This window comes from Microbacterium sp. GCS4, assembly GCF_001262495.1.
Taxonomy (GTDB): domain Bacteria; phylum Actinomycetota; class Actinomycetes; order Actinomycetales; family Microbacteriaceae; genus Microbacterium.
The window spans coordinates 1,077,240-1,101,315 of sequence record NZ_LGYE01000001.1 but is presented as its reverse complement, the minus strand read 5'-3'; the positions used below and the strand labels follow the sequence as shown (position 1 = coordinate 1,101,315).

Genomic DNA, 24,076 nt, shown 5'->3' with positions numbered 1-24,076 from the left:
GACGTCTGTCGCCGCACGCGTCCGGCCGCACTCAGACGAACGCGCTCATCCCGGTGATGTCCCGGCCGAGCAGCAGCGCCTGCACGCTCTCGGTGCCCTCGTAGGTGTGGATCGCCTCGATGTCGGCCATGTGCTGCATCACGCCGTTCTCGAGCAGGATGCCGTTGCCGCCGAGCAGGTCCCGGGCGATGCCCGCGACGCGTCGGGCCGCGCGGGTGTTGTGGAATTTCGCCAGCGAGGCCTGGGTGGGGCGCAGTTCGCCCGCCGTCTCGAGGTCGGCCAGGCGGCGGCAGTACAGCTGCATGGCCGTGAGGTCCTCGAGCATGTGCGTGAGGCGCTCCTGCACCATCTGGAACTTCGCGAGGGGCTTGCCGAACTGCACGCGCTGCGTCGCGTAGGCGAGGGACGCCTCGTAGCAGGCGGTGGCGTGGCCCAGCGCCGACCAGGCGACGCCCGAGCGGGTGGCGTACAGCACGGTCGACGCGTCCTTGAAGCTCTTCGTCCCCGGCAGCACGGCGTCCAGCGGCACGCGGACGTCGTCGAGGCGGATGTGCGCCTGGTGGATCGCGCGCAGCGAGGCCTTGCCGGGGATCACAGTGCCGGTGTAGCCGGCGGTCTCCTGCTCGACGAGGAAGCAGCGCACCGCACCGTGCTCGGCGGCGGACTCGTCGTCGACGCGCGCCCACACGAACGTGATGCCTCCGGAGGCGCCGTTGCCGATCCACTTCTTCGCACCGCGGATCACCCACTCCTCACCGTCGCGGCGGGCCACGGTCTCGAGCGAGACGGAGTCGGAGCCGTGGTCGGGTTCGGTGAGCGCGAACGAACCCAGGACCGATCCGTCCGCGAGCCCGGTGAGCCAGCGCTCCTGCTGCGCCGGAGAGCCGAAGAGTGCGAGCGTGCGCAGCGCGAGGCCGCCCTGCACGGCCAGAACCGTGCCCAGTGACCCGTCGCCGCGGGAGATCTCCATGTTGACCAGGCCGGCGGCGAGAGGGGAGAGGCGCGTGAGGGAGGGATGCTCGATCCCATCGACCACGAGGTCCATCTCGCCCATCCGTCGGGCGGCGTCGAGCGGGTACTCCGCGCGGTCCCAGGCCTCGGCCATCTGCGGGCCGACCTCGTCGATGTATGCCTTGGCGCGCTCCCAGGCCTCGCGGTCGGCGGCGGGGATGTCGGCGAAGACGGCGTAGTAGTCGCTGTCCTGGCGTCCGGTGACGTCGTACGACGACACGCTCTCGCCGGGGATCGGGGAAGCTGCGGTGCTCATGAGGACTCCTTCGTGGACCTGAGTATCGTACTCCTCGAAACTCGGTTTCACGACGAAGGATGCGGCGGACCGCACGACCGCGTGCGGCAGGGCCTGCTCAGTCGAGCTGTGAGCGCAGCCGTCGCGTGATCTCCGCGACCGGCATCGACCGCGGGAAGACCGCGACGACGACGTCGTCCGGCGCGCCCGTCTCGGCCTCCGCGGGGACCCCGTAGCGACGACGCACATCGGCCAGAGCGGTCTGCAGCGTCGCGAGCGGCACCTTCTTGCGTCCGCGCAGCAGCTGGCGCAGCACATGGTTGTGCACCGCCGTGACAAGGGCGGCGAAGCCGACCGCATCCAGCGGATCCACACCCGGTAGCGCGCTGCGCAGGTACTCGTCGAACAGGCGCTCGTAGCGGAACACCGTGATGATCTCGCGTTCCCGCAGCACCGGCACCTGCCGGACCACCTGATAGCGCCGGCGCGCGAGCTCGGGGTCGCGTGCGAAATGGGCGAACACCGACTCGGATGCCGCGCACACCGCGCCCCACGGGTCGTCGTGCCCCTCGGCGAGGAACTCGCGCAGCTGGTCGAGCATGACCTCGTGGTCGGCGAAGACCACGTCCTCCTTGCCGCCGAACTGGCGGAAGAACGTCGACCGGGAGACGCCGGCGGCCTTGGCGATCTGCTCGACCGAGGTCTGGTCGAAGCCCTGCGTCTGGAACAGCTCGAGAGCGGCGGCGACGACGGCGTCGCGCGAATCGGTGAAGTCTCGCATAGCGAAAGCCTAGAACCTCGACGGCCTCGCGCCAGTGGTTGCGACGCTCCGAGACGTCCAGGCCGAGGTAGTAGGCTGGGGGACTGGTCGATGTCTCGACATCGAGAGAATTACCAGACAGCAGCCCAGTGAAGGAACCACAGTGGATCTGTACGAGTACCAGGCACGAGACGTTTTCGAGAAGTACGGAGTGCCGGTCCTCGCCGGCATCGTCGCGGACACCCCCGAAGAGGTGAGGGCGGCGGCCGAGAAGATCGGCGGCGTCGTCGTCGTCAAGGCTCAGGTGAAGACCGGTGGCCGGGGCAAGGCCGGCGGCGTCAAGGTCGCCAAGACCCCCGACGAGGCGTACGAGGCCGCGAAGGCCATCCTCGGCCTCGACATCAAGGGCCACGTCGTCAAGCGCGTCATGGTCGCGCAGGGCGCGCGCATCGCCGAGGAGTTCTACTTCTCCGTGCTGCTCGACCGCGCCAACCGCTCCTACCTGAGCCTGTGCTCGGTCGAGGGCGGCATGGAGATCGAGGAGCTCGCCGTCGAGCGTCCCGAGGCGCTCGCGCGCGTCGAGGTCAACCCGCTCACCGGCATCGACAAGGAGAAGGCGGTCGAGATCGCTCGCGCCGCGAAGTTCCCTGAAGACCTCGTCGAGAAGGTCTCCGACGTGTTCGTGAAGCTGTTCGACGTCTACAAGGGCGAGGACGCGACGCTCGTCGAGGTCAACCCGCTCGTCCGCACCGAGGAGGGCGACATCATCGCGCTCGACGGCAAGGTCACGCTCGACGACAACGCCTCGGAGATCCGCCACCCGGAGCACGAGGAGCTCGAGGACAAGGACGCCGCCGACCCGCTCGAGGCGAAGGCCAAGAAGTCGGGCCTCAACTACGTCAAGCTCGACGGCGAGGTCGGCATCATCGGCAACGGCGCGGGTCTCGTGATGTCGACGCTCGACGTCGTCGCGTACGCCGGTGAGAACCACAACGGGGTCAAGCCCGCGAACTTCCTCGACATCGGCGGCGGCGCCTCGGCGGAGGTCATGGCCAACGGCCTCGACGTCATCCTCGGCGACCCGCAGGTCAAGAGCGTGTTCGTGAACGTCTTCGGCGGCATCACGGCGTGCGACGCCGTCGCCAACGGCATCAAGGGCGCCCTCGAGACCCTCGGCTCCGCGGCCTCCAAGCCGCTCGTCGTGCGCCTCGACGGCAACCGCGTCGAGGAGGGACGCGCGATCCTCGCGGAGTACGCGCACCCGCTCGTGACCCTGGCCGCCACCATGGACGAGGGCGCCGACAAGGCCGCCGAGCTCGCCAACGCCTGAGACTGAAGGACGAGAAGAATGTCGATCTACCTCAACAAGGACTCCAAGGTCATCGTCCAGGGCATCACCGGCGGTGAGGGCACCAAGCACACCGCGCTGATGCTCAAGGCCGGCACCCAGGTCGTGGGCGGCGTCAACGCCCGCAAGGCCGGCACGACGGTCTCCCACACCGACAAGGACGGCAACGCCGTCGAGCTCCCCGTCTTCGGCTCGGTCGCCGAGGCCATGAAGGAGACCGGCGCCGACGTGTCGATCGCCTTCGTGCCCGGCGCCTTCACGAAGGACGCGATGATCGAGGCCATCGACGCCGAGATCCCGCTGCTCGTCGTGATCACCGAGGGCGTGCCCGTCGGCGATTCGGCCGAGGCCTGGGCCTACGCGCAGAGCAAGGGGAACAAGACCCGCATCATCGGGCCGAACTGCCCCGGCATCATCACGCCCGGCGAGGCGCTCGTGGGCATCACGCCGGCGAACATCACCGGCAAGGGCCCGATCGGCCTCGTGTCGAAGTCGGGCACCCTGACCTACCAGATGATGTTCGAGCTGCGCGACCTCGGCTTCTCGACCGCCATCGGCATCGGCGGCGACCCGGTCATCGGCACCACGCACATCGACGCGCTCGCCGCGTTCGAGGCCGACCCCGAGACCAAGGCGATCGTCATGATCGGCGAGATCGGCGGCGACGCCGAGGAGCGCGCGGCCGACTACATCAAGGCGCACGTCACGAAGCCGGTCGTCGGCTACGTCGCGGGCTTCACGGCGCCCGAGGGCAAGACCATGGGCCACGCCGGCGCCATCGTGTCGGGCTCCGCCGGCACCGCGCAGGCCAAGAAGGAGGCCCTCGAGGCCGCCGGCGTCAAGGTCGGCAAGACGCCGTCCGAGACCGCCGCCCTGATGCGCGAGATCGTCGAGTCGCTCTGACGCGCTAAGCTGTACGAGAAGGCCCCGGGCTCCACCCCGGGGCCTTTCTCATGCCCGGTGGCCGCGCGCGCCCCATCACGGATTCGCCGGTCGACAGGAATCTCGGGCGCTCTCGGCCAGCGATGCGCGGTTCGTGTCTTCTGAGAGTTCTCGCACCGAGACGGATGCTGTCAGGCGAACGCGGCGGCGAACTCGGGGGATGGCTCGATCTCCTCGATCACGTCGATGAGCACGCCGCCCGGAGCCTCGACGATGAAGTGCCGCTGCCCGAAGGACTCGTCGCACAGCGGCAGGAGTTCGCGGAGCCCGCGACCTCGGATCAGACGCGCATACTCGGCGGTGGCATCCGTCACCTCGACGTTGAGAAGCAGTCCCCGCACGGTTTTACGGAAGCCCTCGGGAATCGTCTCGTGCCGACGGTCGAGGATCGCCAGCTCGCCGCCCTCGAACCGCAGACTGATGTACCAGTCCGCCTCGAACGTGGTCTCGAAGCCCAGCTCCTCGCGATAGAAACGCGCCGACTCCTCGACGTCGTCGACCATCAGGACCGGGTAGAAGCTCGTGATCTCCATGACCTCTCCTTTACATACAACATGTTTGTATAGCTGCGTGACTAGAATACATACAAGTCGCACGTAAAGGAACTCCATGCCTCGCGCTTCCGCCTCCGACGCCGCCCTCACTGCCGCTCGCATCCTCGGCGCTGCTACCGAGCACTTCGCCGAGCGGGGGTTCGCCATCTCATCCGTCGACGCCATCGCGCGTGCGGCCGATGTCACCCGCGGCGCGGTCTATCACCACTACACGTCGAAAGCCGGACTGTTCGCGGCCGTAGCGCAGGTGCAGCAGCAGGCCGTGGCGGAGGCCATCGTCGCCGCCACGGGTGACACGAACGACACCCGCGCCGCACTGCGCCGAGGGAGTCATGCGTTCCTCGACGCGATCACCCGGGGTCCGGCTGCGCGGGTGCTCTTGGTCGACGGTCCAGCCGTGCTCAGCTGGGAGGACTGGCGTCGGCTCGACGGCGCAGGGCCCGCGCGGGAGCTGAGACAAGGCCTTGCAGAGCTCGGGCTCGCTCCCGCATTGCTCGACCCTCTCACCGCCGCGCTGTCCGGTGCGATGAACGAGCTGGCTGTCTGGCTCAGCGGACGAACGGACGACGAGGATGCACGCGTGCGCGGGCACGAGGCGCTCGACCGGCTTCTCGACGCGGTCACAGGCTGACGCAGATCACGCAGAACGACACGAACTCCGGACGTCCTCGGTGGAGGCGTCCGAAGTTCGTGTCGATCTGCGAGGTGCGCGGGTCAGACCCCGACGCCGAACAGCGCCTCGATCGGGCCCCGTGCGAAGAAGATCACGAAGCCGGCGGCGACGACCCACAGCAACGGGCTGATGCGCTTCGCCTTGCCGGACACCGCCTGGATCAGCACCCAGCTGACGAAGCCCGCCCCGATGCCGTTGGCGATCGAGTACGTGAGCGGCATGACCGTGACGGTGAGGAACACCGGCAGCAGCACGCCGAAGTCCGTCAGATCGATGTACTTGATCTGCGCCATCATCATCGCGCCGACGATCACGAGCGCAGCGGCGGCGATCTCGGTGGGCACGATCGAGGTGAGCGGCGTGAGGAACATCGCGAGCAGGAACAACGCGCCCGTGATGACGTTCGCGAATCCGGTGCGCGCGCCCTCGCCGATGCCCGCGCCGGACTCGATGAACACGGTGCTCGACGACGACGACGTGCCACCGCCGATGATCGCGCCGACGCCCTCCACGACGAGCGCGGACTTGATGCGCGGGAAGTCGCCCTTCTCATCGGCGAGCTCGGCCTCCTTCGCGAGGCCCGTCATGGTTCCCATGGCGTCGAAGAAGTTCGAGAACACCAGGGTGAAGACGATCATGACGATCGCGACGAGGCTGACCTTGCTGAGATCGAAGCCGAAGTCCACGGCGCCGACGAGGCTGAGGTCGGGCAGGCTGAACGGCACACCGGAGAGCGCCGGGACCGTGAGGCCCCAGCCGCCGGCGTTGCCGTCGGCGGCGGCGCCGAGGTGCCAGATCGCCTCGACGATGACCGCGAGGACGGTGCCGGACACGAGTCCGATCAGCAGGCCGCCCTTGACCTTGCGGGCCACGAGGATGCCGGTGATGATCAGCGTGACGATGAAGAGCACGGTCGGAACCGTGGCGACGGACCCGCCGACGCCGAGCCCGACGGGCGGCGATGCGGCCAGAGTCGCCGTGACGAAGCCGGAGTTCACGAAGCCGATGAACGCGATGAACAGTCCGATGCCGACGGTGATGGCGATCTTGAGCTGGAACGGCACGGCGTCGAAGATCATCTTGCGCAGGCCGGTCACGGCGAGCAGCACGATCACGAGACCGTTGATCATCACCAGGGCCATCGCCTCGGGCCACGTCACCTGGCCGACCACCGAGAACGCGACGAACGCGTTGATGCCGAGGCCGGCCGCGAAGCCGAACGGCAGGCGCGTGATGACGCCGAACAGGATCGTCATGACGCCGGCCGTCAGCGACGTGGCGGCGCCGACCGCGCTGAAGTCGAGCGAATTGCCGTCGACGTCGGCCGATCCGGACAGGATGATCGGGTTGAGGATCACGATGTAGGCCATCGTGACGAACGTCACCAGACCCCCTCGGACCTCGGTGCCGATCGTGGATCCGCGCTTGCTGATCTCGAAGAAGCGGTCCAGGGCGTTCGCGGGTGCGGTGGGACGTGTGGGGGACGGGGCAGTTGACATCGGGAAACCTCCGTGGGAGACGATATCGTGTCGGCCGTCCCGCGCGCGCCCGCGGGCGCGGCGGGGGTTCTCGTCGTAGTCTCGAAAGCGCTATGCAACGCCTCCTCGTCGCGATCCTCGCCGCCGTCGACGCCGCCATCGCGGCTGCGGTCGGCCTCGCCGTGCTGCTGGCGCCGCTGACGCTGCTGTGGACCTTCGCCTTCGGCGGCGCCGCCGACTGGGGCGCGCTCTGGCCGCTCACGGGGACGCTGTGGCAGTTCGGCCATGGGGCTCCGCTGAGCATCGATCTGTCGACCGAGATCGTCCGATCGGTCGGCATCGCGCCGGAGGCCGCGGCGTTCACCCTCTCGGTGACCCCGCTCGCGCTGCTCGTCTTCACCCTGCTGTTCGCCGCGCGCTCCGGAACGCGCGCGGCGCGCGCGGGCGCCTGGCCGCTCGGCGTCGGCGCGGGGACGGCCACGATGCTCGTGATCGCGGCCGCCGTCGCTCTCACCGCTCGCATCGACGCCGCCCACACGCCGCTCGCGCTGGCGATACTGCTGCCGCCGGCCGTCTATCTGCTCGGCGCGGTCGCCGGAGCCGTGCGCACGGTGTGGGAGGACGGCGACGGCGGCCTGATCGACCGTGTGCACGACATCGTGGACTCCTGGGGCGACTGGGGTCCGGTGCCGGCGGCGGCGGTGCGGGGCACGGCGATCGCGGTCACCGCGGTCACGGCCATCGGAGCTCTCGCCGTCGCCCTCATGACGCTCCTGCGCGGGGGAGACGTCGTCGCCCTGTTCCAGGCTTCGCGGGTCGATGCGCTCGGCGCGACCGTGCTCACGCTCGGCCAGCTCGCGTTCCTCCCCACCGTGATCGTGTGGGCGGTGTCGTGGCTCGCGGGTCCCGGCTTCGCCGTCGGGGCGGGCACCGCCGTGTCGCCCGCAGGCACGCAGCTCGGCGTGGTCCCCGGCATCCCGCTGTTCGGACTGCTTCCCGAGAACACGTCGATCTGGATGCTGATCGTGATCCTCCTGCCGATCGGCGCCGGTGCGTTCGCGGGATGGGCGGTGCGCTCGCGCCTCGTGTGGGAGGGCACTCCGCTCGGCACAGGCCCGCGGCTCGCGATCGCCGCGGGCATCGGCGCCCTCACGGCGGGAGTCGCCGCCATCGCCGCGGTGCTCGCCTCGGGCTCGAGCGGTCCGGGCCGCCTCGCCGAGACCGGCCCCGCACCGCTCGCCTTCGCCCTCGCCCTGGGCGCCGAGGTGCTGGTCGGCGCTGCGATCCTGCTCCTGTCTCCACGGCACCGTGACGAGCTCGCGGAAGAGCGCACGGATCGGTGGAGGGCCGAGATGGCCGCATCCGCCCCGGCGTTCGACGATCGTCTCGACCGTCCCGACTTCGAGACCTCGCCGCTCGGCGCGACGGTGCAGAGCGACGAGGGGTTCCGGCTCCCGCGCCGCGACCCCGCGGATCCGATCGACTGACACGAGGTCGGAGGCCTCGGCAGGCCCCGGGTAGACTGGGCGCGTGCTCACGGTCGCCGTTCTCATCTCGGGCACCGGCTCGAATCTTCGCGCCCTCCTCGAGGCCGCTCGTCACCCCGATTTCCCTGCCCGGATCGTGGTGGTCGGAGCCGACCGTCAGGCCGACGGCCTGGCTCACGCCGAGGAGTTCGGCATCCCGAGCTTCACGGTCCCCTGGCACGAGCACGAGAACCGCGAGTCCTGGGGCGAGGAGCTCGGGCGACAGCTCGCCGTGTGGAACGCCGACCTCGTGGTGCTCAGCGGGCTCATGCGTCTGCTGCCGGCCTCGCTCGTGGCGGCCCACTCGCCGCGCCTCATCAACACGCACCCGGCCTACCTGCCGGAGTTCCCTGGCGCCCACGGCGTCCGCGATGCGCTCGCGGCGGGCGTCTCCGAGACCGGTGCGAGCGTCATCGTGGTCGACGACGGCGTCGACACCGGGCCGATCCTCGCTCAGGAGCGCGTGCCGATCCACGACGGCGACACCGAGCACAGCCTGCACGAGCGCATCAAGCCCGTCGAGCGCCGCCTCCTCATCGACGTGGTGCGCCGCATCGCCACCGGTGAGCTGTCCCTGAACTGACCGTTTTCCTCTTCCATCCACGCACGTCTCTCGCTCGAAGGAGTCCTTCCATGGCCGGCCCCCGCCACGACCACTCGCTCTACCGCGACCGCGACACCGTCCGGATCCGCCGTGCGCTCGTCTCCGTGAGCGACAAGACCGGCCTCCTCGAGCTCGCCGCGGCCCTCGCTGCTGCCGGCGTCGAGATCGTCTCGACGGGGTCGACCGCGGCCACCATCCGCGAGGCCGGTCACGAGGTGACCGACGTCGCCACCGTGACCGGAATGGCGGAGATGCTCGACGGTCGCGTGAAGACGCTGCACCCCAAGGTGCACGGGGCGGTGCTCGCCGATCTGCGTCTCGAAGACCATGAGCGTCAGCTGGCCGAGCTCGGCATCGAGCCCTTCGAGCTCGTGGTCGTCAACCTGTACCCCTTCGTCGAGACCGTCGCCTCCGGAGCCGAGGGCGACGACGTCGTCGAGCAGATCGACATCGGCGGGCCCGCCATGGTGCGCGCGGCCGCCAAGAACCACGCGAACGTCGCGATCGTCGTCTCGCCGCAGTCCTACCCCGGCATCATCAGCGCGATCGAGGCCGGAGGCACGGCCCTGTCCCAGCGTCGTGAGCTCGCGGCCCGCGCCTTCGCGCACACCGCCGCCTACGACACCGCCGTGGCCTCTTGGTTCGCGGAGGGCACGCTCAGCGACGGCGAGGACCTCCCGGCGCACCTCACGATCCAGGCCGAGCGCCTCGCGACCCTGCGCTACGGCGAGAACTCGCACCAGCGCGGCGCGATCTACACGCGTGCGGGCGGTCACGGCATCGCCCAGGCCACGCAGCTGCAGGGCAAGGAGATGTCGTACAACAACTACGTGGACGCGGATGCCGCGCTGCGCGCCGCGTACGACATGGTGAAGCCGGCCGTCGCGATCATCAAGCACGCCAACCCGTGCGGCATCGCGACCACGGCGCCGAACGCCCTCGACCCGATCGCCAGCGCCCACCTGCGCGCCCACGAGTGCGACCCGGTCTCGGCGTACGGCGGCGTGATCGCCGCGAACGGCACCGTGACCCTGAAGATGGCCGAGAACCTCAAGGACATCTTCACCGAGGTCATCGTCGCGCCGTCCTTCGAGCCCGCCGCGCTCGAGGTCTTCAAGGCCAAGAAGAACCTGCGTCTGCTGCAGCTGCCGGCCGACTGGCAGCAGGAGCGGATGGACGTGCGCCTCGTCTCGGGCGGACTGCTGCTGCAGGACGCGGACCGCTTCCCCGACGACATCGGCTCGGTCGCGAAGAACTGGGAGCTCGTGTCCGGCGAGCGTCCGAGCGACGAGGAGATGGAGAACCTCATCTTCGCGTGGAAGGCCTGCCGCGCCGTGAAGTCGAACGCGATCGTGCTCGCGAAGGACAACGCGACGGTCGGCGTCGGCATGGGTCAGGTCAACCGGGTCGACTCGTGCCGTCTGGCCGTCGAGCGCGCCGGCGACCGCGCGGCCGGGTCGGTCGCGGCATCCGATGCCTTCTTCCCCTTCGCCGACGGCCCTCAGGTGCTCCTCGACGCCGGCATCACGGCGATCGTGCAGCCGGGGGGATCGGTCCGCGACGAGGAGGTCGTCGACGCCGCGCGCAAGGCCGGCGTGACGATGTTCTTCACGGGCGAGCGCCACTTCTTCCACTGACCGCCTCCGTGCACGCGAACGGCGCCGGATCCGAGGGATCCGGCGCCGTTCCCGTCTTCAGACCGCGGTGTAGCCGCCGTCGATCACGATCTGCTGCGCCGTGAGGTAGCTCGATGCGTCGGACGCGAGGAAGATCACGAGGCCTGTGAGGTCTTCCGGGGTCGCCATGCGGCCCTGCGGGATGCGGGCGACCCAGTCGGCCTCGAGCTCGGGCTCCCGCTCGAGGATCTCCTTCGTGAGGTCGGTGAGCACGTAGCCGGGCGCGATCGAGTTGACGCGGATGTCGGAGGCGGCCCACTCGACGGCGAGCGACTTCGCGAGGTGCGCGACCGCGGCCTTGGACGAGTTGTACGACGCGGCCCACTGCGGCACGTTGACGATCTCGCCCGACATCGACGAGATGAGCACGGCGCTGCCCGGCACGCCGGCGCGCAGCAGCCCGCGCCCGAACGCCTGCGCCGAGAAGAACGTGCCGGTGAGGTTCACGTCGATGACCTTGCGCCAGTTGCGCGCCGACACCTCGATCGAGTCCTCGTTGATCTCGATGCCCGCCGCTGTGAGCAGCACCTGCGGTACGCCCAGTTCCGCAGCGATCTCGTCGAAGACCGCGTCGGTCGCCTCCTGATCGGTGACGTCGAGACGCCGTCCGATCGCCCGCACGCCGAAGTCACGCGCGATCGCCGCCGCCGATTCGTCGACGACGTCGAGCAGGTCGAGCAGGGCGATGTCCGCCCCTTCGGCGGCCAGCGACCGCGCGACCGCGAGTCCGATGCCTCGTGCGCCGCCGGTGATGACGGCGGTCCTGCCCTTCAGGCTGGTGTCCATGATGATGCTCCTTGTCTGGTGTTGCTGAGTCGATGGTCGATGAGTGGTTCAGGGGGTGCGGGTCGCATCCCAGCCGGCTCGTGCCGCGCTGATGAACTCCGCAGCAGCGGCCGCGGGGTCCGCCGACGAGAGGATGCCGCTCGTCGAGCCGGTCGCATCGGCGCCGGCCGCCATGATGCGCAGAGCGATCTCCGGTGTCGAGACCCCGCCCGCGTGCATGGCCAGCACGCCGGGAGCGGCCTCGTGGATCGCACGCGTCGACGGCGCGATCCAGTCGCGGTCGCCCGTGCCTTGTGCGCCGATCAGCGACGGCGGCTCGAAGAGCACGGCGGAGGGGCGCAGCCCCGCGAAGCGTCGCGCGTCGGTATCCGTCGCCGCGCACACGATGGTCGCGAGGCCGACCTCGCCGGCGCGCTGGAGAGCGACGGTGAGAGCCGCGTCGTCGAGCGGGTCGGCGTCGTGGTTGAGCATGACTCCGACAGCCCCGGCATCCTCCAGCGCCTCCGCGGTGACCCGGTTCATGGACGGGCCGAGCGGCTCGGCATCCATCCCCTGCGCGAAGACGAGCACGCCGCTGTCGAGCGCCGCGATCGGCGCGACCATCGCGGTCGGCACGGTGAGGACGACGGCGATGCCGTGCTCGCGACCTGCGCCTCCCGCGGCGACGGCCAGTCGTTCGAGCTCGCGGCGGCGCAGCAGGTTCTTGGGTCCGATCTCGAAGAACGGCGCGGTCAGCACCGCGTTCACGAGCCGATCAGCTCACGAAGGAACGCGGCCGTCCGGGGCAGCGTCACGGCGGGGTCTCCGTTCGTCGAGCACTCCAGGTTCAGCGCGCCCGTGTACCCGACGTCGCGGAGGGCGTCGACGATGCCGCGCCAGTCGAGGTGTCCGTCGCCGGGCAGCAGACGGTTGCTGTCGCCAAGGTGCACGTGCACGATGCGGTCGCCGGCGTCGCGCAGGGCCTGCGCGGGGTCGGCCTCCTCGATCGACATGTGGAAGAGGTCCGGCAGCAGGCCGGCGTTCGGGTGATCCACCGCCTCGATGATGCGCAGGTTGTCGGAGACGCGGTTGAGGTAGCCGCTCTCGTAGCGGTTGATCGGCTCCAGCAGCACGCGCGCGTCCGTGCCGGCGACGAGGTCGAGCATCTCGCTGTAGAAGTCCACGAAGGCCAGGGTCTGCGCATCCGTGAGCTGTCGGTGCACGTCGAAGAGGGGCAGCGGGTCCTGCGCGCCGTACTCGAACTCGATCTCCATGACCGCGCCGATCTCGGCGCACACGTCGGCGGACTCGCGGTACAGGGCCCGGCAGCGCTCGCGCAGCTCGGCATCCTCCGACATGGCCTTGCCGTAGACGTCGTCGAGCAGCACGAACTCGACCGGGCGGATGCCGGTGCGAGCCTCGAGGTCGACGAGCTCGCGGCGAACGGTCGTGTCCCAGGCGTCGCGCGGCTGGAACACGGCGATGCTGTCGTAGCCCCAGTCGCGGAGCAGCGCGGCCTTCTCGGTGAGAGTGCTCCCCGGCACCATCGGGGAGGAGCAGCAGAGGTTCATGGTTCTTTCCTTCATCGGTTGGTGGCGTAGAGACGGTGGAGAGCGCTGGCGAAACGGTCGTATCGCGCGGCCCGGTCGAGTACGGCGGACGCACGCGGTCGATAGGTCGTCGAGGAGGGAGCGTGGAGCGCCGCGACATCGTCGAGCGAGTCGATCCGGCCGGCGGCGCGCAGCGCGAGGGCCGCCGCGCCCCGGCACGTCGCCTCGAGCTCGTCGGGAACGATGACCTCGAGGCCGCACACGTCGGCCTTCAGCTGGGTGAGGTGGGCGGATGCGGCGCCGCCTCCGGTCGACACCACCTCGCGTGCCGCCGGGTCGAGGTACTCGACGTTCCGCCGCACGAGGTGCGCGATGCCCTCCTCGACGGCGTAGGCGAGATCGATGCGGTCGTGCGACAGATCGAGGTCCACGAACGCGCCCTTCGCGTGGGGGAGGAAGTCGGGCGGGCTGATGCCCGTCAGATACGGCAGGAACAGGGGAGGATCGGCGAGCACGCGATCGGCGAGCGCTGCTTCGAGGTCGGCGTACGGCATCCCTCCGAGTCCCTGCGTCCGGAACCATTCGAGCGCGATGCCGCCCGTGTCGGAGGCGTTGAAGAGCACGGTGTCGCCCTCGGAGAGGCCCGCGTGGAACGAGACCCGGCGTGCGGGGTCGAAGCGCCACTCGCGCTGCAGCGCGGAGACGGACAGCACGGTCCCGGCGGACTCGCTCACGCTGCCCTCGACGTAGGATCCGGTGCCGGCCATCGCGCAGAAGTGGTCCAGGGCGCCGATGTTGACGCGGTAGCCCGCGGCCGGCGGGAGCAGGGCGACGACCTCGTCGGTCACGGGACCCACGTCGGTGCCCGCCGGCACCACCTCGGGGAGCATGGCGGGCGAGAGGCCGCAGTGCTCGACCATCTCCGACCAGTAGCGTCCCGCCCGCACGTCCCACAGGTACGTGAACCCGCGGGTGGTGACCTCGCCGATCGGCGTGCCGACGAGACGGCGTACGAGGTCGTCCTTGATCATCGACACCGTACGCGTGCGGTCCAGCGTCTCGGGTTCGTGTGCGAGCAGCCAGCGGAGCTTCGCCGCCGGCCACGTCGACGACGCGGTCGGTTCGCCGGTGACGGCGAAGGCCTCGTCGATGCCGAAGTGCTGCTCCAGCTCCGCGGCCTCGGCCGTCGCGCGATCGTCGAGCCAGGACATCGCCGGCCGCACCGCATCGCCCCGGGCATCGGTCAGGACCAGCGACTCCGCCTGGCCGGTGAGGGCGATCACGGCATCCTGCCTGCTCGTGTCGACCTCGCGGGCGCAGCGGCCGACGAGGTCGATCACGGTTGCGAAGATCCGACCAGGATCGAACTCGACGCGCACGCCCTCACGGTCGTACTCGACGGATGCCGCGGCCGTCGCGAGCCGACGCAGCTCCTCGTCGTACAGCACGACCTTGAGATTGGTGGTGCCGAGATCGACCGCGTAGATCAGCACGTCAGTCCCCGAGGAGCTGGAAGTGCACGGTGCGGGTGCGGGTCCTGACGGAATCGAGGTCGCCGAAGTAGATGCGTCCGAATTCGCCGAGCACGAGCTCGCCGTCGACGATCGGCATGGTCTCGGAGCGCCCGAGGATCGACGACAGGATGTGGCCGTCCGTGTTCAGGCCCCACTCCGGCAGCTCGTCCCGCAGCTCGCCGGCGTTGCGGATGTGGATCGGACCGGGGTGCAGGTACTGCCCCTCGTGCCGCGTGGGCGGAGCGATCTTCGCGAGGACGTTCAGCGTGTCCTGGAGGAGCAGCTGGGTGCCGTAGTACGTCGTGTCCTCGGACTCCTCCTGCAGCAGGACGCAGCACGAGGTGTGCGCGGAGTAGGCCACCGCGATCCCGTCACGTACTCCGGAGGAGCGGACGAACTCCAGCATCCGTTCGGTGACGTCGAAGAACTCCTGACGTGCGGGGGTCTCGATCGTGAACGAGAGGTGGTGGGCGGTCATGGGGTGCTCCTGTCTCGACCGTGCTGATGTCCGCATCAGTCTGGGTCGGGGGAGCGGTCGTGCGGAAAGACCGAACGGCGATGGTCACATAACCTGCACCTATCAATAGGATGTCGACATGCGATCGCTGCCCGACGTGAACCTGCGTTCCCTGCGCTATTTCGCGGTGCTGGGCGAGGAGCTCAACTACCGTCGGGCGGCCGAGCGCCTGTTCATCAGCCAGCCGGCCCTGTCGGCCGCGATCCAGAGCCTCGAGCGGATCATCGGCGACCGTCTCTTCGATCGCGACACCCGCTCCGTGACGTTGACGGCGACGGGGCGGGAGTGGCTGCCGCACGTGAAGACGGCGCTCGCCGGGGTGGATGCCGCGCTCGAGGCGGTCGTCTCGCTCATCGATCACGCGCACGTGCGTCTCGGGTACCTGATCGGCACCGGGGCCGACCTGCTCTTCGAGCTCCTCGACGGGGTCGAGCAGGCGCTGCCCGGCGTCACGATCGAGACCGTGGAGTTCGACTTCTCCGATCCCACGGCGGGTCTCGCCTCGGGGCAGACCGACATCGCGCTGCTCCGCCCTCCCGTGGACGTACCCGACATCGCGATGGCCGTCGTGGCCGAGGAGACCTGGGTCGCATGCCTTCCCCGCACTCACCGCCTCGCCGACCGCGAGCAGCTCCGCATCGACGAGCTGCTCGATGAGCCGATCATCGTGGCGCCCAAGTCGGCGGGCCAATGGCGCGACTACTGGTTCGCGGCGGACGCCCGAGGGGGTCGCCCTCCGGAGATCGCGGCGGAGGCGGCGACCTACGAGGCCGAGGTGACGCTCGTCGCTCGCGGCGTGGGGATCAGCTTCACGACGTCGTCGATGGTGCGCCTCTACGATCGCCCGGGGTTGCGCTTCGTGCCGATCGTCGACCGTCCGACCAGCTACACCGCGATCGCCTGGCGCCCCGACCGGTTCACGACACCGGGGCGGCGACTCGTGGAGCACATGCTCGGCAACGCCTCGACGGGTGATCAGGCGGACTGATCGACGGAGGTTGTCGGCACATAGAAGCTTCGACCTTCCGCCGTGCCCGGCGTGCTCGCTTCACTGGGCTGAAGCGAGAGGTCACCCGACCCTCAGCAAGGACGCTAGGAGCTCCCATGGTCGATTCCCGAACCCCGAAGGACCCATCGGTCGCGTCGTTGACACCACCGCCACGACGGCCGGACGAGGACGAGGACGCGCGTCTCGCCGAGTTCGGCTACGCGCAGAAGCTTGACCGCTCGGTGGGTCGGATCGCCTCGTTCGCGATCGGATTCTCGACGATCAGCGCGACGACCGCGGTCTTCACCGGATTCTCGGCCGGGTATCTCAACGCGGGTGCGCCGTTCATCTGGACGCTGTTCCTCGCCATCCCCGTCTTCCTCATCTGGACCCTGATCGCCGCGGATGTGGCGGGGAAGATCCCCCTCGCGGGATACGCCTATCAGTGGACGAGTCGGCTCAACGGCTCCACGTTCGGGTGGTTCACGGGATTCTGCGCCCTGATCGGCTGGATCAGCGGCATGACCAGCCTCGGCTACATCTTCGCCGGATACCTGGGGAGTGTGTTCGGGTGGGAGCTCGAGCAGCGCGAGCAGATCCTCATCGCCGTGGCCGTCGTGATCGTGTGCGTGCTGATCAACGCGTACAAGGTGCGCCTGGCCACATTCATCAACAACATCGGCGTCGGCCTGGAGCTCGTCGTCACGGTCGTCGTGACGCTCGTCATCGCCCTCGTGCTGATCTTCGCCCCCGAGAACGCGCAGCCGTTCTCCTCCCTCTTCGTCGGAGACAGCCCCGACGACGCGGTGCCGTACATGGTGGCGTGGTTCACTGCCGCTCTCGGACCCTTCTTCGGACTGGTCGGCGTGGAGGCCGTCGCCGACGTCGCGGAGGAGACCAAGGACGCGCGACGGGTCATCCCGCGGACCATGTTCTACGCGTTCGCGGTGTCGTGCGTGATCGAGTTCGCGATGTACCTCGTCTACGTGCTGGCGGTGAAGGACGCGGATGCCGTGATCGGGTCCAGCGCTCCGATCGAGGAGATCATCAGCCAGCAGCTCGGCCCGGTGGTGGCTCGCATCGTGATCGCGATCGCTCTCACGAACATCCTGGTCTGCCTGCTGTCGAACGTGCTCGTCGGCACACGGCTGCTGTATTCGCTGTCGCGAGACAACATGATGCCGTTCTCGCGTGCGCTGCGGCACGTGGCCCCGAAGCGCAAGACCCCGTCGACGTCCGTCGTCACGCTCGGTGTGGTGTCCGTGCTCCTGCTGCTCTCGGCGCTCGTGAGCCCGCAGGCGTTCAACTACTTCCTCGGCATCGCGACGCTGGCGTTCTTCACGACCTACCTGCTGCAGACGATCGGACTGCTCATCGCGGCGGTGCGCGGGCGGATGCCCGCTCCTGAGAAGGGCGCCTTCGACCTCGGGCGTGCGCGGATCCCGCTGCTCGTCGTGGGAGTCGTCGTCTTCCTCGGAGTCGACCTGGCCCTGGTCTTCCTGCCGCCGTTCGCGGGCAACGCCTATGTGTTCGCGGGGATCATGGCGCTCGCGCTGGTGTGGTGGCTGCTGGTTCTGCGGCGGCGCCTGCGCGAGGGGGAGGCAGGGCCGCGCTACGCCCAGGATCACCCGGATGAGGAGATCCGCGCCGTCGCCGACGTCGCGTGACAGACTCCTGAGTCGAGACCCCCGCCCCTTCGGCGGGGGTCTCGACCCGTCTCCACAGCCGTGTCCGATTTCCGCCAGCCGGTGTCGGCGGGTCGTGACAGAGTGGGGGCATGAGCTTCCCCGTGATCGACTTCGACGAGCGATATCGCGCCATCAGCGCGCGCGACACGCGCTTCGACGGACAGTTCGTCGCGGCCGTGCGCTCGACGCGGATCTACTGTCGCCCCAGTTGCCCCGCGCGCACGCCGAAGCCCGAGAACGTGACGTTCTATCCGACCAGCGCGGCCGCGCACGAGGCAGGCTATCGCGCATGCAAGCGCTGCCTTCCCGAGGCCGCTCCCGGATCCCCCGCGTGGGATCAGCGCAGTGACGTCGCGGCCAGGGCGATGCGCCTCATCGCCTCCGGCGTCGTCGAGCGCGAGGGCGTCTCCGGACTCGCGATGCACCTCGGGTACTCGACGCGGCATCTCACCCGGCTGCTGTCGGCCGAGCTCGGTGCGGGGCCACTGGCGCTCGCCCGCGCGCACCGCGCGCACACCGCGCGCATGCTGCTCGTCGGCACCGACCTCGCGATCTCCGATGTCGCGTTCTCTGCCGGCTTCGCGAGCATCCGGCAGTGCAACGACACGATCCGCGAGGTCTTCGGGCTGACACCGGGCGAGCTGCGCGCACGCCGTCGCCTGCCCACGCCTGCGACGCCGGGGGCGATCGACCTCGTGCTGCCCTATCGTGGTCCGCTCGACGCCTCCGGGATCTTCCAGTGGATGTCGGCACGTGCGGTCCCCGGCGTCGAGGAGGCGACTGCCACGTCGTTCGCGCGGCACCTGCGGATGGCAGGGGGCCCGGCATGGTTCGAGGTGAATCAGGATGCGGGGGAGCGCCTGCACCTCCGCGCCCGGGTGACACAGCTCGGCGACCTCGCCCCGCTCGTCTCGACGGTGCGCCGCATCTTCGACCTCGACGCCGATCCGCTCGCGATCGATCACGCGCTCAGCGCCCATCCGGAGCTCGTGCCGCTCGTGGCGCGCACGCCGGGCATCCGCGTCCCCGGCGCCGCCGATCCGCACGAGATGCTGATCCGCGCGATGGTCGGTCAGCAGATCACGGTCGTCGCGGCGCGTACAGCACTCACCGCCCTCACGGATGCTCTCGGCGAGCGCATCGACGGCGGACTTCTCTTCCCGACCATGGCCGCGATCGCCGAGCGCGGCAGCGAAGTGCTGCGCGGCCCCGCAGCCCGGATCCGTGCGATCGTCGGAGCGGCGGGCGCCCTGGCCGACGGCTCGCTGCGCCTGACCGTCGGGGACGACGGCGCCGAGCAGCGGGCCGCCCTCCTCGCCATGCCGGGGATCGGCCCGTGGACGGCCGACTACGTGCGCATGCGGGTTCTCGGCGACCCCGACGTCCTGCTGCCCGGTGACGTCGCGCTGCGCGCCGGGGCGGCAGCCTCCGGTCTGCCGGGCGATCCCGCGCCTCTCACCGCCTGGGCCGAACGGGTCGCGCCCTGGCGCAGCTACCTCAGCGCCCATCTCTGGCGTGCCGCTCCGGTGCGCCAGGCTCGCCGCACGACTTCCCCCCTCGCCTCGAAGGAGACATCATGACCGCACGGATCCAGACCATCGACACCCCGGACGGACCCTTCACGATCCTCGTCGACGAGCAGCAGCGCGTGCTGTCCTCCGGATGGACGGCCGACCCGCTCGCGATCCTCGGGCGCCTCGGCGCAGCTCACCGCCCCGACCACGTGGAGGCAGGGGAGACGGACGCCGCGCTCGCCGCACTCGCGTACTACGACGGAGACCTCGCCGCGATCGACGGCGTGGCGGTGAAGCAGACGGGCACGGCGCTGCAGCACACCGGCTGGGCGGCGCTGCGGGAGATCGCCCCGGGTGACCCGCTCACGTACACGTCGTTCGCGGCCCGCCTTGACAACCCGCGAGCCGTGCGCGCGGCGGCATCGATCTGCGCACGCAACGCTCCGGCGCTCTTCGTGCCGTGCCACCGGGTGCTGCGGTCCGACGGCTCGCTCGGCGGCTTCGCCTGGGGTCTCGACGTCAAGGAGCGCCTGCTGGCGCGGGAGGCGAAGGCCCGGAGCTGAGGGTCACCGCGAAGATTCGCCAACGAGGGCCGAATCGGGAATAGGGACGGATCGGGAATGAGGGACGGATCGGGAATACGGACGGATCGGGAATGAGGGACGGATCGGGAATGACGCTTGCGTTCAGCCTGTTCACAGGAATAGGCTGGTGGGCTGTCGCGCCGACCGGACGACATCGCCGAGCCCTGAGGAGGACACCATGACATCGATCGCCGCCGCGCAGATCGCCGCTCTCGGCTCGACCCCGGCGCGCCCGCTCCGTTAGAGCGCGCGACCCGCACAGCCCTCGCCGCGCGAGAGCCCACGCCTATTCGGGCACCGGCCGCGCGCCCTATCGCCTCGGATGCCGGACTCGAGAGAGTCCACCTGACCATCCGACCCCGTCAGCAACCGCTTTCCATACGAAACTCGTCTGAGAGACATGTCTTCCTCGCCTTCATCGTCGAACAGCTCCCCGTCCTCCTCCCTCTCCACTCCCGCCGCGCTCTGGCGCCTCAAGCCCTTCGTGAAGCCGGTCATCTGGCGTCTCGCGGGCGGTGCGCTGAGCGCGCTCGCCGCCGCCGTCATCGCGTTGATGATCCCCATCGTCCTCGAGCAGATCATCCGCGGACCCGTCCAGTCCGGTGCCGTCGACGCGATCGTGTGGGGCGCCCTCGCCGTGTTCGGCCTCGCCCTGGGCGAGGCCCTCATGGTGTGGCTGCGCCGCCAGTTCGTGCTCAACCCCTCGACGCAGGTCGAGTACAAGATGCGCACCGAGCTCTACTCGCGCCTGCAGACCCTGCCGGTGGCGTTCCACGACCGCTGGCAGTCCGGGCAGCTCCTCAGCCGCATGATGCAGGACATCGGACTCATCAGGCGCTGGCTCGCGTTCGGCCTCGTGCTGCTCGTCGTGAACGTGCTCACGATCGTGATCGGCGCGGTGCTGCTGTTCCGTTGGCACTGGCTGCTCGGCACGATCTTCATCGTCACGGCGATCCCGCTGTGGATCCGCGGGTACCTGTTCGAGAAGCGCTACGGCGCGCTCACGCGCCGCAGCCAGGATCAGGCCGGCGACCTGGCGACCAGCGTCGAGGAGAGCGTCCACGGCATCCGAGTGCTGAAGGCCTTCGGGCGCGGCACGCACGCGCTGAGCCGCTTCAGCCGTCAGGCCGAGACTCTTCGTGAGACCGAGATGAGCAAGGCCGGCGCGATCGCGTCGATCTGGTTCTGGCTCGACCTCATGCCGCAGATCGCCTTCGGCCTCAGCCTGATGTCGGGCATCTGGCTCATCTCGCAGGGGGCCATCGAGCTTCCCGAGCTGTTCGCTTTCTTCGCGATGGCCACCGTGTTGCGCTGGCCCATCGAGTCGATCGGCTTCCTCTTCTCGTTCATGCTCGACGCGCGCACCGCGACCGACCGCGTGTTCGACATCTTCTCCGAGACGAACACGATCACGGATCCCGAGAACCCCGTGCACATCGACGATCCGCGCGGCGAGCTCGCTTTCGAGGGAGCGCACTTCCGCTACCAGGATGCCGGCGCGCACGAGCGCGACCTGCTCGACGGGATCGACCTCGTGCTGCGACCGGGGGAGACCATGGCACTCGTGGGCCTGACCGGAAGCGGCAAGACCACGCTCACCACCCTCCCCACTCGGCTGTACGACGTGACCGGCGGGCGCGTGACGCTCGACGGCGTTGACGTGCGCGACCTGCCGCTGGCGGAGCTGCGTCAGCACATCGCCATGGCCTTCGAGGACGCGACGCTGTTCTCGGCATCCGTGCGCGAGAACGTGCTGCTCGGCCGCGCCGACCTCGACGTGCACAGCGAGGAGGCGGAGCGCGTGCTCCGCGAGGCGCTCGACGTCGCCCAGGCCGCGTTCGTCGACTCGCTGCCCGACGGCGTCGAGACGATCATCGGCGAGGAGGGGCTCAGCCTGTCGGGCGGACAGCGGCAGCGACTGGCCCTCGCGCGCGCCGTCGCCGCCAAGCCCAAGGTCCTGGTCCTCGACGACCCGCTGTCGGCGCTCGACGTCGACACCGAAGCGCTCGTCGAAGAGGCGCTGCGCCACGTCCTCGCCGACACGACGGCGATGATCGTCGCGCACCGTCCGTCGACGGTCGCGCTGGCCGATCGCGTCGCGCTGCTCGAAGCCGGTCGAGTGACGGCCGTGGGCACGCACAGCGAGCTCCTGAAGTCCAGCAGGCACTACCGGCACGTGATCTCGAGCCTCGAGGCCGAGGAGGCGGCGCGCACCGGCGCGATCCCCGTCATCCGCGACGAGCAGGACGAGATCGAGGATGCCGTGCGCGAAGGCATCCGCGAAGAGGCCGCCGACGAAGACATCACCATCGAGAAGGAGGTGCAGCGATGAGCTCCGCCATCACCGGGACCCAGGACGAAGACCGCTCCCAGTACACGCGCGAGGAGAGCCGCGCGATCCGACGGCGTTCGCTGCGTCTTCTCGGATCGCTCGTCCGGCCCCTGAAGCCGCAGATCGTGCTCGCCGCGGTCGTGCTCGTGATCTCCACCGCGCTCCAGGTCTCGGGGCCGATCCTCATCAGCATCGGGCTCGATCGGGCCCTGCCTGCCGTCCTCGAGCGCGCGGACTGGATGCCGACGTTCATGATCGGCGGGATCTATCTGCTCGCAGGTGCGGTCGCGGCCACCATGATCGCCTGGTACGTGATCATCGCCGCGAAGCTGACCCAGGCGATCCTCCTGGACCTGCGCAAGCGGATCTTCCTGCACACGCAACGGCTGAGCCTGGAGTTCCACGAGTCCTACACCTCCGGACGGATCATCTCGCGCCAGACGAGCGACCTGGACTCGATCCGAGAGCTCCTCGACGGCGGACTCAACGAGCTCGTGTCCGGTGTGCTGTTCGGCCTGTTCACGTTCATCGCGCTGTGCGTGTGGGACTGGCAGTCCGGGCTGATCCTCGCGATCGGCGGCATCCCGCTGTTCTTCCTGATGCGGTGGTTCTACTCGCGCTCGCAGCTCGTGTACCGCGAGTCGCGGGTCATCAGCGCCAAGGTCATCGTGCAGTTCGTGGAGACCATGACCGGCATGCGAGCGGTCAAGGCGTTCCGCAAGGAGCCCCGCAACGATGCCTCCTTCCAGGAGATCGCGGGCGAGTACCGAGACGTCAACCGACGCTCGATGCTGCTGTTCGGCACGTTCGAGCCCGGGCTCATGGGCGTCGCTGCGCTCGTGCTCGGCATCGTCGTGCTGTGGGGCGGCATCCGCGTCTCGACCGACGCCCTGACCGTGGGCGTGCTGCTGTCGGCTGTGCTGTACGTGCGGAACTTCTTCGCTCCGATGCAGGAGATCGCGATGTTCCTGAACTCGTACCAGTCGGCCACGGCCGCGCTGGAGAAGGTCTCGGGCGTCCTCGAGGAGGTCCCGACGGTTCCGGACCCCGAGAAGCCGGTCGACCTGTGGGAGTCGCGCGGTCACGTCCGCTTCGACGAGGTGACCTTCGGTTACAACGGCGAGAAGACGATCCTCCCGAACTTCTCGCTCGACATCCCCGCGGGGCAGACGATCGCGCTGGTGGGCACCACCGGTGCGGGCAAGTCGACGCTCGCGAAGCTCATATCCCGGTTCTACGACCCCTCACGCGGCACCGTGACGCTCGACGGCGTCGATCTCCGCGACCTGCACCCGAAGGACCTCCGCCGCGCGATCGTCATGGTCACGCAGGAGGCGTACCTATTCAGCGGGACCGTGGCCGACAACATCGCCCTCGGCAAGCCGGACGCCTCGCTCGACGAGATCCGGGCGGCGGCGCGGGCGGTCGGCGCTGATGCGTTCATCGAAGCACTGCCCGACGGCTACGGCACCGACGTGAACAAGCGCGGCGGTCGCGTGTCGGCAGGTCAGCGGCAGCTGATCTCGTTCGCGCGGGCGTTCCTGGCGGACCCCGCGGTGCTGATCCTCGACGAGGCGACCGCCTCGCTGGACATCCCGTCCGAGCGGCTCATCCAGGAGGCTCTGCAGACGCTGCTCAAGGACCGCACGGCGATCATCATCGCGCACCGTCTGTCGACGGTCGCGATCGCGGATCGAGTCCTCGTCATGGAGCACGGTCGAATCATCGAGGACGACAGCCCCGAGGCGCTGATCGGCGGCACGGGCAAGTTCGCGCAGCTGCACGCCGCGTGGCAGGAGACCCTGGTCTAGGTCTGC

Annotated in this window: 21 protein-coding genes; 12 read left to right on the top strand and 9 right to left on the bottom strand. The window is 69.5% G+C overall.

Going from position 1 to position 24,076, the window contains the following annotated elements; genetic code table 11:
* Positions 1-31: 31 nt before the first annotated feature.
* Entirely contained in the window at positions 32-1,267 is a 1,236-nt protein-coding gene (locus AKH00_RS05360) for an acyl-CoA dehydrogenase family protein (RefSeq protein ID WP_050721614.1), read from the bottom strand.
* A 97-nt stretch (positions 1,268-1,364) separates the two neighbouring features.
* Entirely contained in the window at positions 1,365-2,027 is a 663-nt protein-coding gene (locus AKH00_RS05355) for a TetR/AcrR family transcriptional regulator (protein WP_050721613.1), read from the bottom strand.
* Positions 2,028-2,169: 142 nt separating this feature from the next.
* Here AKH00_RS05355 and sucC point away from each other — a divergent pair, with 142 nt between their 5' ends.
* Positions 2,170-3,336 (top strand): ADP-forming succinate--CoA ligase subunit beta, encoded by a 1,167-nt coding sequence (gene sucC / locus AKH00_RS05350; protein ID WP_050721612.1) that lies wholly within the window; start codon positions 2,170-2,172, stop codon positions 3,334-3,336.
* Between the two features lie 18 nt (positions 3,337-3,354).
* The gene (sucD, locus tag AKH00_RS05345) at positions 3,355-4,257 is read left to right on the top strand and encodes a succinate--CoA ligase subunit alpha (protein WP_050721611.1); all 903 of its coding nucleotides are present in this window, start codon (positions 3,355-3,357) and stop codon (positions 4,255-4,257) included.
* A gap of 170 nt (positions 4,258-4,427) precedes the next feature.
* Here the strand turns inward: sucD and AKH00_RS05340 are convergent, their stop codons facing one another.
* A complete protein-coding gene (locus AKH00_RS05340; RefSeq protein ID WP_050721610.1) occupies positions 4,428-4,829 on the bottom strand; it encodes a VOC family protein in 402 nt (133 codons plus the stop codon).
* Positions 4,830-4,905: 76 nt separating this feature from the next.
* On the opposite strand from AKH00_RS05340, the gene AKH00_RS05335 reads away from it, so the two are divergent.
* Positions 4,906-5,481, top strand: a complete 576-nt coding sequence (locus tag AKH00_RS05335) for a TetR/AcrR family transcriptional regulator (RefSeq protein WP_050721609.1) — start codon at positions 4,906-4,908, stop codon at positions 5,479-5,481.
* An 83-nt stretch (positions 5,482-5,564) separates the two neighbouring features.
* Here AKH00_RS05335 and AKH00_RS05330 read toward each other — a convergent pair whose 3' ends face one another.
* Entirely contained in the window at positions 5,565-7,022 is a 1,458-nt protein-coding gene (locus tag AKH00_RS05330; RefSeq protein ID WP_050721608.1) for an NCS2 family permease, read from the bottom strand.
* A gap of 92 nt (positions 7,023-7,114) precedes the next feature.
* Between AKH00_RS05330 and AKH00_RS05325 the strand changes: the two genes are divergently transcribed.
* From AKH00_RS05325 to purH, 3 genes are read left to right on the top strand one after another with little or no spacing between them, the layout of a single operon-like run.
* A complete protein-coding gene (locus AKH00_RS05325; protein WP_082297414.1) occupies positions 7,115-8,488 on the top strand; it encodes a cell division protein PerM in 1,374 nt (457 codons plus the stop codon).
* A gap of 43 nt (positions 8,489-8,531) precedes the next feature.
* Complete coding sequence (purN, locus tag AKH00_RS05320; RefSeq protein ID WP_050721607.1) at positions 8,532-9,110, top strand: phosphoribosylglycinamide formyltransferase; 579 nt, start codon at positions 8,532-8,534, stop codon at positions 9,108-9,110.
* Between the two features lie 50 nt (positions 9,111-9,160).
* Positions 9,161-10,768, top strand: coding sequence for a bifunctional phosphoribosylaminoimidazolecarboxamide formyltransferase/IMP cyclohydrolase (gene purH / locus AKH00_RS05315; protein WP_050721606.1), 1,608 nt, complete (start codon positions 9,161-9,163; stop codon positions 10,766-10,768).
* 57 nt (positions 10,769-10,825) lie between these two features.
* Here purH and AKH00_RS05310 read toward each other — a convergent pair whose 3' ends face one another.
* From AKH00_RS05310 to AKH00_RS05290, 5 genes are read right to left on the bottom strand one after another with little or no spacing between them, the layout of a single operon-like run.
* Positions 10,826-11,593, bottom strand: coding sequence for an SDR family oxidoreductase (locus tag AKH00_RS05310; protein WP_050721605.1), 768 nt, complete (start codon positions 11,591-11,593; stop codon positions 10,826-10,828).
* Between the two features lie 48 nt (positions 11,594-11,641).
* Positions 11,642-12,340 carry a triose-phosphate isomerase gene (locus tag AKH00_RS17965; RefSeq protein ID WP_050721604.1) on the bottom strand — a complete coding sequence of 233 codons (699 nt, stop codon included), beginning with the start codon at positions 12,338-12,340 and terminating at the stop codon, positions 11,642-11,644.
* Entirely contained in the window at positions 12,337-13,143 is an 807-nt protein-coding gene (locus AKH00_RS05300; protein ID WP_161804379.1) for a sugar phosphate isomerase/epimerase family protein, read from the bottom strand. Before AKH00_RS05300 ends, AKH00_RS17965 begins: the two co-directional genes overlap by 4 nt.
* Positions 13,144-13,154: 11 nt before the next feature.
* On the bottom strand, positions 13,155-14,615 hold the full coding sequence (locus AKH00_RS05295; protein WP_050721602.1) for an FGGY-family carbohydrate kinase: 1,461 nt from the start codon (positions 14,613-14,615) through the stop codon (positions 13,155-13,157).
* 1 nt (position 14,616) lies between these two features.
* On the bottom strand, positions 14,617-15,114 hold the full coding sequence (locus AKH00_RS05290) for a YjbQ family protein (RefSeq protein WP_050721601.1): 498 nt from the start codon (positions 15,112-15,114) through the stop codon (positions 14,617-14,619).
* 118 nt (positions 15,115-15,232) lie between these two features.
* Between AKH00_RS05290 and AKH00_RS05285 the strand changes: the two genes are divergently transcribed.
* From AKH00_RS05285 to AKH00_RS05260, 6 genes are all read left to right on the top strand, one after another.
* Positions 15,233-16,141, top strand: coding sequence for a LysR family transcriptional regulator (locus AKH00_RS05285; protein ID WP_050721600.1), 909 nt, complete (start codon positions 15,233-15,235; stop codon positions 16,139-16,141).
* Between the two features lie 116 nt (positions 16,142-16,257).
* Positions 16,258-17,808 carry an APC family permease gene (locus AKH00_RS05280; protein ID WP_050721599.1) on the top strand — a complete coding sequence of 517 codons (1,551 nt, stop codon included), beginning with the start codon at positions 16,258-16,260 and terminating at the stop codon, positions 17,806-17,808.
* A gap of 110 nt (positions 17,809-17,918) precedes the next feature.
* Positions 17,919-19,409 carry an AlkA N-terminal domain-containing protein gene (locus tag AKH00_RS05275; RefSeq protein WP_050721598.1) on the top strand — a complete coding sequence of 497 codons (1,491 nt, stop codon included), beginning with the start codon at positions 17,919-17,921 and terminating at the stop codon, positions 19,407-19,409.
* On the top strand, positions 19,406-19,906 hold the full coding sequence (locus AKH00_RS05270; protein WP_050721597.1) for a methylated-DNA--[protein]-cysteine S-methyltransferase: 501 nt from the start codon (positions 19,406-19,408) through the stop codon (positions 19,904-19,906). Before AKH00_RS05275 ends, AKH00_RS05270 begins: the two co-directional genes overlap by 4 nt.
* 421 nt (positions 19,907-20,327) lie before the next feature.
* Positions 20,328-22,259: an ABC transporter ATP-binding protein gene (locus AKH00_RS05265; RefSeq protein ID WP_050721596.1), complete on the top strand. Its 1,932-nt coding sequence runs from the start codon at positions 20,328-20,330 to the stop codon at positions 22,257-22,259.
* The gene (locus AKH00_RS05260) at positions 22,256-24,070 is read left to right on the top strand and encodes an ABC transporter ATP-binding protein (RefSeq protein WP_050721595.1); all 1,815 of its coding nucleotides are present in this window, start codon (positions 22,256-22,258) and stop codon (positions 24,068-24,070) included. Before AKH00_RS05265 ends, AKH00_RS05260 begins: the two co-directional genes overlap by 4 nt.
* The last annotated feature ends 6 nt before the right edge of the window (positions 24,071-24,076 follow it).